The sequence below is a fragment of the Bradyrhizobium sp. LeoB3 genome (assembly GCF_055456055.1).
In genome coordinates this window covers 73,379-83,836 of the sequence record NZ_JBVBEF010000030.1, presented here as the reverse complement: position 1 = coordinate 83,836, position 10,458 = coordinate 73,379, and the positions used below count along the sequence as shown (strand labels likewise).

General features: G+C 63.3%; 15 protein-coding genes. 7 read left to right on the top strand and 8 right to left on the bottom strand.

The genetic code is table 11. The features are described from left to right. Positions 1 to 340 precede the first annotated feature (340 nt). On the bottom strand, positions 341 to 781 hold the full coding sequence (locus tag ACZXDY_RS20630; RefSeq protein ID WP_464346745.1) for a hypothetical protein: 441 nt from the start codon (positions 779 to 781) through the stop codon (positions 341 to 343). Positions 782 to 992: 211 nt separating this feature from the next. On the opposite strand from ACZXDY_RS20630, the gene ACZXDY_RS20625 reads away from it, so the two are divergent. Next, positions 993 to 1,760: an SDR family NAD(P)-dependent oxidoreductase gene (locus ACZXDY_RS20625; RefSeq protein ID WP_464346744.1), complete on the top strand. Its 768-nt coding sequence runs from the start codon at positions 993 to 995 to the stop codon at positions 1,758 to 1,760. 161 nt (positions 1,761 to 1,921) lie between these two features. Then, positions 1,922 to 2,173 carry a helix-turn-helix domain-containing protein gene (locus tag ACZXDY_RS20620; protein WP_028166132.1) on the top strand — a complete coding sequence of 84 codons (252 nt, stop codon included), beginning with the start codon at positions 1,922 to 1,924 and terminating at the stop codon, positions 2,171 to 2,173. Positions 2,174 to 2,211: 38 nt separating this feature from the next. On the opposite strand, the gene ACZXDY_RS20615 is transcribed toward ACZXDY_RS20620, so the two are convergent. Continuing rightward, positions 2,212 to 2,427 carry a hypothetical protein gene (locus ACZXDY_RS20615; protein WP_464346743.1) on the bottom strand — a complete coding sequence of 72 codons (216 nt, stop codon included), beginning with the start codon at positions 2,425 to 2,427 and terminating at the stop codon, positions 2,212 to 2,214. A gap of 160 nt (positions 2,428 to 2,587) precedes the next feature. Between ACZXDY_RS20615 and ACZXDY_RS20610 the strand changes: the two genes are divergently transcribed. Next, positions 2,588 to 3,097: a collagen-like domain-containing protein gene (locus ACZXDY_RS20610; protein ID WP_456644775.1), complete on the top strand. Its 510-nt coding sequence runs from the start codon at positions 2,588 to 2,590 to the stop codon at positions 3,095 to 3,097. Positions 3,098 to 3,134: 37 nt separating this feature from the next. Here the strand turns inward: ACZXDY_RS20610 and ACZXDY_RS20605 are convergent, their stop codons facing one another. Next, positions 3,135 to 3,401 carry a DUF2277 domain-containing protein gene (locus ACZXDY_RS20605; protein WP_028166130.1) on the bottom strand — a complete coding sequence of 89 codons (267 nt, stop codon included), beginning with the start codon at positions 3,399 to 3,401 and terminating at the stop codon, positions 3,135 to 3,137. Between the two features lie 144 nt (positions 3,402 to 3,545). Here ACZXDY_RS20605 and ACZXDY_RS20600 point away from each other — a divergent pair, with 144 nt between their 5' ends. Together ACZXDY_RS20600 and ACZXDY_RS20595 are read left to right on the top strand one after the other, a co-directional pair. Further along, a complete protein-coding gene (locus ACZXDY_RS20600) occupies positions 3,546 to 3,791 on the top strand; it encodes a DUF2188 domain-containing protein (RefSeq protein WP_028166129.1) in 246 nt (81 codons plus the stop codon). An 87-nt stretch (positions 3,792 to 3,878) separates the two neighbouring features. Continuing rightward, on the top strand, positions 3,879 to 4,484 hold the full coding sequence (locus ACZXDY_RS20595; protein WP_464346742.1) for a pyridoxamine 5'-phosphate oxidase family protein: 606 nt from the start codon (positions 3,879 to 3,881) through the stop codon (positions 4,482 to 4,484). A 57-nt stretch (positions 4,485 to 4,541) separates the two neighbouring features. Here the strand turns inward: ACZXDY_RS20595 and bfr are convergent, their stop codons facing one another. Together bfr and ACZXDY_RS20585 are read right to left on the bottom strand one after the other, a co-directional pair. Beyond that, positions 4,542 to 5,027, bottom strand: coding sequence for a bacterioferritin (bfr, locus tag ACZXDY_RS20590; protein ID WP_464346741.1), 486 nt, complete (start codon positions 5,025 to 5,027; stop codon positions 4,542 to 4,544). A 134-nt stretch (positions 5,028 to 5,161) separates the two neighbouring features. Then, the gene (locus ACZXDY_RS20585) at positions 5,162 to 5,425 is read right to left on the bottom strand and encodes a (2Fe-2S)-binding protein (RefSeq protein WP_455998293.1); all 264 of its coding nucleotides are present in this window, start codon (positions 5,423 to 5,425) and stop codon (positions 5,162 to 5,164) included. Positions 5,426 to 5,686: 261 nt separating this feature from the next. Between ACZXDY_RS20585 and ACZXDY_RS20580 the strand changes: the two genes are divergently transcribed. Next, entirely contained in the window at positions 5,687 to 6,010 is a 324-nt protein-coding gene (locus ACZXDY_RS20580; RefSeq protein ID WP_028166125.1) for a hypothetical protein, read from the top strand. A gap of 233 nt (positions 6,011 to 6,243) precedes the next feature. Further along, on the top strand, positions 6,244 to 6,525 hold the full coding sequence (locus tag ACZXDY_RS20575; RefSeq protein WP_028166124.1) for a hypothetical protein: 282 nt from the start codon (positions 6,244 to 6,246) through the stop codon (positions 6,523 to 6,525). Between the two features lie 80 nt (positions 6,526 to 6,605). Here ACZXDY_RS20575 and ACZXDY_RS20570 read toward each other — a convergent pair whose 3' ends face one another. The 3 genes from ACZXDY_RS20570 to ettA form a co-directional block, all read right to left on the bottom strand. Beyond that, positions 6,606 to 7,805, bottom strand: coding sequence for a lytic murein transglycosylase (locus ACZXDY_RS20570; RefSeq protein ID WP_464346751.1), 1,200 nt, complete (start codon positions 7,803 to 7,805; stop codon positions 6,606 to 6,608). A 145-nt stretch (positions 7,806 to 7,950) separates the two neighbouring features. Next, entirely contained in the window at positions 7,951 to 8,538 is a 588-nt protein-coding gene (locus tag ACZXDY_RS20565; RefSeq protein WP_028166122.1) for a TIGR00645 family protein, read from the bottom strand. Between the two features lie 107 nt (positions 8,539 to 8,645). Further along, on the bottom strand, positions 8,646 to 10,295 hold the full coding sequence (gene ettA / locus ACZXDY_RS20560; RefSeq protein WP_130229899.1) for an energy-dependent translational throttle protein EttA: 1,650 nt from the start codon (positions 10,293 to 10,295) through the stop codon (positions 8,646 to 8,648). Positions 10,296 to 10,458: the final 163 nt, after the last annotated feature.

Here is a 10,458-nt window from a genome sequence, read left to right as displayed (position 1 = left end):
TGTGGTCCTACCCCCGTGCTTTTTGTTGCACGGGACCCACGGGTGCAACCAGCACCCGGCTTTCCCTGCGCCCTCTAGTCGATGAGAGGGTGAAACGAAACGCAAAGCTCGGACGCAAAGCGCCGCGAGAACGCGGACTCACATCTCCTCCGCTGTTTGAAATTTGAATCAGAACTCACAATGACAAAGGAGAGCGACGCGCTCCAATCCATCCCCTCACCCTGAGGAGGTCGCGGAGCGACGGTCTCGAAGGGCGAGGCCACCGGCGGGGCCTCATCCTTCGAGACGCGGCGAAGACGCCGCTCCTCAGGATGAGGGGCAAACGGCTCTCCGCGCCTCGCTACTTCATCGTGATCGCGAGCCCGCTCAAATCGGCATTCGCCATCAATCCGATCTGGTGGCCGACGAGTTCGAGCACGGCGCCCTTCTGGTTGGTGAGCACGATGGCGCGGGCGCCGCCGCCGATCGCAAGGCCGGCGCCGGCTGCGCCGTAGACACCGGCGACATCGCTAGGACGATTGATGTTGCTGACGCGGCCGCGCAGCACCGTCTTCGAGCCGCCGAATACCAGGCCGTAGTCGAGGCCGCCGACCGACAGCGGATATCTGCGCCCGTGAAAATTCAACACGCCGCCACCGCCGGAGCCGCCGATGATCCAGCCTGCCTTGTAGATCGTGAGCGAGACAGTGCCGCTCTCGGCATGGGCAGCCGAGGAGAGAATGGCGCCGGCGAAAGCGGACAGCGCGAGGAGCGCGGCGCGAAAGGCGGATAGCAGTTTCATATCAAGGTCTCCGGGGTTTTCTTGGAAAGCATCAATGGCGACAGATCGATTCGCACGTTGCGAAGTGTAGCGCGGATGCAGGATGGAGCGAGAATCTGTAGGGTGGACAAAGCCAACGGGGCGCGCGTTCGCGCAACCCGTTGGCTTTGCCCTCCCTACAAAATGGATTAGCCTCTCCGCGGCGTCCAACAACAAGCAAGAGGAAACATCCATGGCCCTTCTCGAAAATCATATCGCCGTCATCACCGGCGGAGGCTCCGGCATCGGCCGCGCGATCGCAGCCGGCTATGCGCGCGAAGGCGCTCGCGTCGTGCTGCTCGATGTCAACGAGAGCGCGGCGGCGGAAGTGGCGAGGGAGATCCGCGACGCCGGCGGGAAGGCCGACAGCTTTGCGCTCGACGTCACCAGGCGCGAGGATTGCATCGCGCTTGCAAAGGAGATTTCCGGCAAGATCGGGCAGGTCTCGATCCTCGTCAACAATGCCGGGATTACGCGGCGCAACGGCATGCTCGGCGCGGACGAGGCCGTGATCAAGGATTGGGAAGATATCATCGCGATCAACCTCACCGGCGTCTTCAACGTGACGCATGCGTTCCTGCCGCAGATCCGTGCCACGAAGGGACGCATCGTCAACATCGGATCGATCCAGTCTTTCGTGCATGTGCGCACGCCGAGCTCGCCCGCCTACACAGCCTCAAAGCACGGCGTGCTCGGCTTCACCCGCGCGCTCGCTGCCGAGCTCGGCAAGGAAGGCGTGCGCGTCAACGCGATCGGCCCCGGCTTCATCGAGACGCCGCTGAACGCCCAGACGCGCGCGAGCAATCCGGAGCTCGTGAAGAGCTTCATCGCGCACACGCCGCTCGGCCGCGCCGGCAAGGCGGAGGATATCGTGGGACCGGCGATCTTCCTCGCCTCCGACCTGTCGGCCTATGTCACGGGATCGATCGTGATGGTGGATGGCGGCTACCGGACGGTGTGAGCATGGCGCGTGCGGGAACCCCAGCGCAAATGTGGATGGTGGCGATCGCGTTAATCGTTTGTTAACCATCTGCGGCCACGGTCTCGCGCGGGCAAGGGGTTTGTTCGTTCTCGATGTTTCCGATTCGCGATGTTGCGAACGGGCGTTGCTCGGGAGGTGTCATGTCCTATGTGTCCACGCAGCCCCTGCCGGAGATTCCGGCGTCCTCACTGGCCCCCAACGAAATCGTGCCGCTCCTGATCGGAGCCACCGTCGGCGAGGTCGAGCGCGAGCTGGTGCTGCAAACCCTGATCCGCTGCAATGGCAACCGCACGCGCGCCGCGCGCGTGCTCGGCGTTTCCGTGCGCACGTTGCGCAACAAGATCAGGAGCTATTCGGCCGACGGCATCGAGGTGCCCGCGCCGAACGATTAGTCGGAATTGCCTCAAGCGTGCGATCGCGTGCTTCTCACCTAGGCGCCGAGCGTGATGACGAACGAGATCACCGCTACGCTTCCCGCGATCAGCACGATCGCTCGCAGCACGAAAGCGGTCTCCACCAGCAACAGCGGCTGCGGCTCCTCGGCATAGGCGATCGGCACGATGTCGGGCACAAGGAGCTGTTCGGCGCCCAAGGCAATCGCGAACAGGACCAGCGAGAGCAAGAAGATCTTCCAGCCTGCATTCATGGCTTCGCTCCCGTCCCGCCAGCCACGCTCCCGAGGATGCCATGCCGCGCGATCGCATCATTGATGTTGATCAATGCGGCAATGGCGGCTCGCGGAATTGAAGCGGTCGTCAAACGCCGCTAAAAAACGCGCGGGCGCAGTTTTATTTCGGAGTGCAGCAGTGGCCGATGAAGCTTCCAGCCGGCGCGGAGCAGCGGGCGCGCCGGGCCCACGCGGCCGGCCCGGCGAACAAGGGCGGCCGGGACCGCAGGGACATCCCGGCCGGCGCGGCCCCGATGGCGCGCGCGGCAAGCCCGGCCCGCAAGGCAAGCCGGGAGCGCAGGGCAAACCTGGTGCGCAAGGGAAACCTGGTGCGCAAGGCAAGCGCGGTGAACCGGGTCCGCAGGGAGCGCCCGGCCTGCAAGGTCCCGCCGGACCGCAGGGACCTGCCGGTCCGCGCGGCGAGCCGGGCCCGCCCGGGCAATTGCCGTCGATCGAACAGGTGATGCCGTGGCTTCACATGATCTTCGACGCCTGGGAGGACTACCGCCGCCAGCGCGAGCAGGAGGCGGCCGAGCGCGAAGCGTTGGCTGCGGCCGTGGCCGAGCAGCCCGACGGCCTCGAGGATCCCGATGATGATGACGAGGATCGCAAGGACAAGAAAAAGAAGAAGCACAAGGACAAGAAATAGGCCGCGCGTCGATCGCGCAGGTCACGCCCGCCGCAGCTCACCCGAACCGCAGGCGCGAGCGCTCCTTGGCCTTCTCCGCCTCGATCTCGCGGTCGCGCGCCGGTGCCGTGGTGTGTAGCGAGACGAGAAGCCGGCGTGCGGCGTCTGAGACCTCGGCGACCGCGCGATCGAAGGCGGCTTCATTGGCCTGCGACGGCTTGTTGAAGCCGGACAGTTTGCGCACGAATTGCAGTGCGGAAGCGTGGATCTCGTCCTCGGTCGCCGGCGGCTCGAAATTGAACAGCGTCTTGATATTACGGCACATGCTTTGCTCCTGTCACCGGCGGCCCGGGCCCGTTGCCTGCCCTAAGGACGATTGGTCCATGGAAATTCCGACATCATCGCCTATTCTGTCATGAAAGCGCCGGTGGCTTCACCCTTCCAGTGTCAACCATGAAGCGAGTTCCCGATGAGCCATGTGATCTACAAGATCGTCGAGCATGACGGCGGCTGGGCCTACACCGTAGACGGTGTGTTTTCCGAACCGTTCGCGACCCATGCCGCAGCGCTGGCGGCTGCGCGGCGTGCCGCGGCCGAGCAGCGCGTGCCGGGCCGCACCGAGGCAATCGAGTATGAAACCCCTGACGGACAATGGCACTCCGAGACCGCTGCCGGCAGCGACCGCCCCGAGACGGATGTCGAGGATCGCGGCTGAGAATGAGCCTGCTTCCTCCGGCACGGGATGACGGCGGAATTTCCCGATGATACGCTTGTCACAAATACGACATCCGGAGGACCGACCGTGACCGACCTTGCCGCTGCCGACCTGGCCTCGATCTATCCAAAGCCGACCGCGCGCGTGATCGCGAAGGCGCGGCCGGAGATCGATGTGCATGCGAGGAAGTTCATCGGCATGTCGCCGTTCTGCGTGCTGGCGACCTCCGGCTCCGACGGCAGCGTCGATGCCTCGCCGCGCGGCGGCAATCCGGGCTTCGTCAGCGTCGCCTCGCCAAACCTGTTGTTGATGCCGGACCGCTCCGGCAACAACCGCATCGACAGCTTCCGGAACATCGTCGCGGGCTCAGGCTTCGTGCAGCTTATCTTCTTCGTGCCGGGGATCGACGAGACATTGCGCGTCGGCGGCAAGGGACGCCTCTCGGCGGATCCGGAGCTATTGGCCTCGATGGTAGAATTCGGCAAGCCGCCACGCGCGGTGCTGCGCATCGACGTGACGGAAGCCTATTTCCACTGCGGCAAGGCCTTGATGCGCTCGAAACTGTGGTCGGCGGACACGCGCGTCGAGCGCAAGGTATTTCCGAGCATCAGCCAAGTGATCCACGACCAGACCACGCTCGGCGAGCCGGAGAGCCAGGCGGTGGTGGAAGAGCGCTACAAGACGCAGCTCTGATACGATGGCGCGTGTCACCCTCCTCTTTCAGAGGAGGGTGGAAAGCCCCGGCAGTCCTCAGTGCTCGCTCTCGAGGTGGCCGACGTGCTTCTGGGTGTAGAGCTCAAGGCCGATGCGCTTGATCAGATCGAGCTGGGTCTCGAGGAAATCGATGTGATGCTCCTCGTCCTTCATCAGGTCCTCGAACAGATCCCGGCTCACATAGTCCTTCACGCCGTGGCAGTAGGTGGCGGCTTCCTGGTAGAGCGCGCGGGCGCCGATCTCGGCGGCGAGATCACACTCGATGATCTCCTGGACGTTCTGGCCGATCCGCAAGGGATCGAGCACCTGCATGTTGGGGAAGCCGTCGAGGAACAGGATGCGGTCGGTGAAGCGGTCGGCGTGGTGCATCTCCTCGATCGATTCCTTGCGCCAGACCTTGGCCATCTCCAGGAGGCCCCAGTTGTTCAGGATGCGATAGTGCAGCCAGTACTGGTTGATCGCGGTGAGTTCGCTGCGCAGGCCCTTGTTGAGATATTCGATGACCTTAGGGTCGCCCTGCATAGTCCACTCCAAATGTTTAAAGGCCCAAAGCGGGCCCGATTCCAACTTTAGAACGCTTCTAAATCAGATTATGAACAAGAGCAACCCTCCTCTGGGAGGGCATCTGCGAAGAGATCTGGGGAAATCCCGGCGGCTCAGCAGGCGGCCAACGCGAACTCTGTATTGGCGACGTCGTCGACGGCCTCATGGCTGTGCGGGCAGCCGGCACAGCAGGCCTTGGCACATGGGCCAAGCGCCTCGTCGATGATGGTCTTGATGGTCCGGGCGCAGCGCCCGCATTCGGCACTGCAGCCGAGGCAGCCATAAAGCTGCTTGGCATTCCGCGGCAACGACCCGCTGACGCTCACCGCATTGCGGACGTCATGGTCGCTGAGGACGTTGCAGGAACAAACGATCATCGAAAAGGCGGGTCCGGTCGGTGATGCTGACCTAAGAGATATTGAAGGCGAGCAAGCGACGCAAAAGGAAAAACGGGAATTTGAAGCAATTCCAAACTGATGACGGAGGTAAATTGGAATGAATCTAAGTGTGATCCGCGGGCACGCCGGTCATCACTTCTCGGGCCATCCGCTGCGGCGTTCATTGATCGTTACGGGGAAATGTGGAACTCTGGTCAGGACCAGTGCCCCAAAGTGGATGACTTGAAGAAAGGTGAGGCCATGAGGAAGACATTGCTCGGATTTGCCGCCATTGCATTGGCTGGCGCGCTCGTGGCGGCACCTCCTCCGGCGCATGCGCAGCGCGGCGTTGCCGCGGGCGTCGCGGCCGGACTTATCGGTGGAGCCCTGATCGGCGGGGCGATCGCTTCGCAGAACGGGTACTACGGTCCCGGTTACTCCTACGGTCCCGGGTATTCCTACGCTCCTGGCCCCGGCTATTACGTCGCCGACCCCTACGAGTACGGGCCGCCCTGCGCCTGGCAGCGCCAGCGCTTCTGGGACGGCTATGGCTGGCGGGTGCGCAACGTGCGCGTCTGCTATTAACGCGCATTCACCTTCATTAAATCTCGCACAGGATGCTGGAAAACCCCCGATTTTCCGGAACCTGAACGGCTTATGGCCAGAAAAAACCGTTTTTTTCAGGCCATTAGCCCGCTGACGTTTACTTTCGATTGACTGTTGTGCGCTCTTTTTGCGACACGGGATTTCGAAACCAGCGTGCGAGTCATCGTTAAACCCGGCGTCGGCTGAAGGCGCCATCCAGGAGAGCCCAAGACATGAAGAAGACATTAGCTGCCTTCGTCGCGGTCGCAACGATTGCCGGTTCGCTGGCTGTCGCGCCGGCCGCCAAGGCCGGAGACGGCCAGATCGCAGCCGGCGTGGCTGGCGGCCTGATTGGCGGCGCCCTGCTCGGTGGCGCGATTGCTGCGAGCCGTCCGGCTCCGGTCTATGTTGCACCGGCGCCGGTCTACGTTGAAGAAGCTCCGTGCCGCCTGGTTCGCGAGCGCTTCTGGGATGGCTACGGCTGGCGTTTCCGCCGCGTTCAGGTTTGCGACTAATCTGACCGGCTCATCGAGCCACTGAATCAAGACCCGGCCGACGTCCAGGCCGGGTTTTTGTTTGCCCCTATCGCCGACGGCTACCTCGCCGCCGTCATCGCGCGCAGCACCGCTTCACTCGGCCAGCAGTCGATCTTCAGGCCTGCCGATTTCTGGTAGGCGCCGAGCGCGGCACGGGTCTGCATCCCGGCCTTGCCGTCGAGCTTGTCCTTGTAGAGACCGATCCGCGTGAGATGGCGCTGCATCGCCTCGACATCGGCGGTGCGCAATTGCGTCGTCGCCGACCAGGGCGTGGCGAACGGCTGCGGGCTCGTCATGCGGTCAGCGAGATGGCCGACGAACAGCACGTAGAGATCGGAGAAATTGTATTCCTTGATGACGAAGTAGTTCTTCGTGGTCAGGAATGCGGGGCCATAGATGCCCTCGGGCTGCAATAGCGAGGCGGGCTGCGCCTGCTCGGTCGCATTGAGCTTCTGTCCGCGCACCGGCTCAAAGCCCGCGCGCAGCCAATCACCGATCGGCTTCGTCACTTCCGGCACGCCCATCGTGCAATCGACATTGGCCGGCGCCTTCACCTCGTAGGCCCAGCGCACGCCCTTCTGCCAGCCCTTGTTGACGAGTTGCTGGGCGGCGGACGCGAGCGCATCCGGCACCGAGTGCCAGATGTCGATGCGGCCGTCGCCGTCGAGATCGACGCCGTGCTTGTAATATTCGGACGGCAGGAACTGCGTGAACCCGGTGGCTCCAGCCCAGGATGAGCGCATTTCCTGGCGTGTCACCGCACCCTCGCCGAGGATCTTCAGCGCAAGAATGAACTCCGTGCGGTACTGGTCCTTGCGGCGGCCGACATAGGCCTGTGTCGCCACCACGCGCAGCGTGTCATAGGGCAGCTTGTAGCGGCCATAATCGGTCTCTCGCCCCCAGATCGCGAGCACCACGGTCGCCGGCACGCCGAAGCGATTTTCGATCTCGTTGAGGTCAGCACGATATTTCTGCATCAGCCGCTGCCCTTCGGCCGCAAGCCGCGCGATCGAAGCCTCCTTGACGTAGTCCGCCGGCACCTGGACGAATTCGGCCTGCGACGGCGCGCCGGTCGCGGGGCGGCCCGGCAAGATCAGATCCGGCAGCTTGTAGTCAGGCTCGAGCCCGCGCGTCTCACGATCGAACGTCGCGCGCGACACGCCGGCGGCCTGCGCCTCCGGCCAGAGTGAGGCGATGAATTGGCTGAAGGCGGCATCGGCGGCGTGGGCCGGCGAGGCCGTTGGTAACACCAAGAACAGAAAGCCGAAGGCGAGCGTGCGGAGGAATGGCAAGTCGAGCGGCTTGTTCACTCAGCGGTCCAATCGAAGTGCTGTCCCGTTTTCGAGGCGGACATCAGCCGCGCCCCGTCCATGAACCTAGCACGACCTCGCAAGCGCCGCACCCTTAATGATGTCCGGCCGACTGCTTGGCGCCTTCGATCGACGCATTCGACAGCTTGTCGACGAGGGCTATGCCGATCGCGGACAGGATGAAGACGGTGTGGATGATGGTCTGCCACATCACGCCGGTCTCGGTGTAGTTGGTCTTGCCCGACGTCAGCGCGCCGGCCTCGATGAAGGTGCGCAGCAGGTGGATCGAGGAGATGCCGATGATCGCCATCGCCAGCTTGATCTTGAGCACGCTGGCGTTGACGTGGCTCAGCCATTCCGGCTCGTCGGGATGTCCCTGCAGGTTGAGACGCGAGACGAAGGTCTCGTAGCCGCCGACGATCACCATCACCAGGAGGTTCGAGATCATGACGACGTCGATCAGCCCGAGCACCGCCAGCATGATCTGCTGCTCGCTGAAATCGAAGGCATGAGCGAACAGGTGCCACAGTTCCTTGACGAACAGCACCACATAGACGCCCTGGGCGATGATCAGCCCGACATAGAGCGGCAATTGCAGCCAGCGCGATCCGAAGATCAGCATGGGAACCGGGCGCAACGAAGCGATCTTCGGCGGCGCGGGGGCGTCGGAGGTGGCAGACATTATGAATTGCTCGCAGCAGTATCGGGGATTGCGGAGCGCTATATCTACGCAATCTCGTCGTGGTGGAAAGCGACAACTGGCCGCAGCAGATCGTCGCTAAAGTGCCGTCACCGCGTCAGCTTCTTGTACTTCACGCGATGCGGGATGATCGAATCCTGGCCAAGGCGCCGCATCTTGTCCTTTTCGTAATCCTGGAAATTGCCTTCGAACCATTCGACATGGCTGTCGCCTTCGAAGGCGAGGATGTGGGTGGCGATGCGGTCGAGGAACCAGCGGTCGTGGCTGATGATCACGGCGCAACCGGCGAAATCCTCCAGCGCCTCTTCGAGCGCGCGCAGCGTGTCGACGTCGAGGTCGTTGGTGGGCTCGTCGAGCAGCAGCACATTGGCGCCGGATTTCAGCATCTTGGCGAGATGCACGCGGTTGCGTTCGCCGCCCGAGAGCGCACCGACCTTCTTCTGCTGGTCGGCGCCCTTGAAGTTGAAGGCCGAGCAATAGCCGCGCGAATTCACCTCGCGCTTGCCGAGCAGGATCAGTTCGTTGTTGCCGGAAATCTCCTCCCATACGGTCTTGCTGCCGTCGAGCGCGTCGCGCGACTGGTCGACATAGCCGAGATGGACGGACTCCCCGACCGTGATCGTGCCCTGGTCCGGCTTCTCCTGCCCGGTGATCATGCGGAACAGCGTGGTCTTGCCAGCGCCGTTCGGACCGATCACGCCGACGATGCCGCCCGGCGGCAGCTTGAAGGTCAGATTGTCGATCAGCATGCGGTCGCCGAACGACTTCGTCAGGCCTTCGAAGTCGACGACGTTCTGCCCGAGCCGCTCGGCCACGGGGATGACGATCTGCGCAGTCTGCGTCTGCTTCTCGCTCGCCTTCTTGAGCAGTTCCTCGTAGCGCTGGTAGCGCGCCTTGGACTTGGCCTGGCGTGCCTTCGGCGAGGACGCGATCCACTCCTGCTCGCGCGCCAGTGTCTTCTGATGCGCCGCGTCCTCGCGGCCCTCCTGCTCGAGCCGCTTCTGCTTTTGCACCAGCCAAGAGGAATAGTTGCCCTCATAGGGAATGCCGCGGCCCCGATCGAGCTCGAGGATCCAGCCCGTGACGTTGTCGAGGAAGTAGCGGTCGTGGGTGACGATCAGGATCGCGCCGGGATATTGCCGCAGATGGCCTTCGAGCCAGGATACGGACTCGGCGTCGAGATGGTTGGTCGGTTCGTCCAGCAGCAGCAGTTCGGGCTGATCGAGCAAGAGCCGACACAGCGCTACGCGGCGGCGCTCGCCACCGGAGAGCTTTGTGACGTCGGCGTCGTCGGGCGGACAGCGCAACGCGTCCATCGCCTGATCGACCTTGCTGTCGAGATCCCAGAGGCCCTGTGCCTCGATCTCGTCCTGCAGCTTGGTCATCTCGTCGGCGGTCTCGTCCGAGTAGTTCACCGCCAGCTCGTTGTAGCGGTCGAGGATCGCCTTCTGCTTGGCGACACCCTGCATCACGTTCTCGCGGACGCTCAGCTTGGGATCGAGCTGCGGTTCCTGCTCGAGGTATCCGACGCGGGCGCCCTCGGCGACCCAGGCCTCGCCGGTATAGTCCTTGTCGATGCCGGCCATGATCTTGAGCAGGGTCGATTTACCGGCGCCGTTGACGCCGAGCACGCCGATCTTGGCGTCCGGATAGAAGCTCAGGTGGACGTTATCGAGCACCTTGCGGGTCGGGTAGCTCTTGGTCAGACCTTGCATGAAATAGACGAACTGGCGGGCCATTGAGTCCCCTGGAATCGGCAGGATTTATGGAAATTTTGCTGCCGCCGATGTAGCCGCCGGGCCCTCAAAGCGCAACCGCACACCGCGCGTTTTCCATCCGTTCACCCCGATGAATACGGGATCGAAACCATGTGTGCGCAAGATGACGACAATTGAAACCATC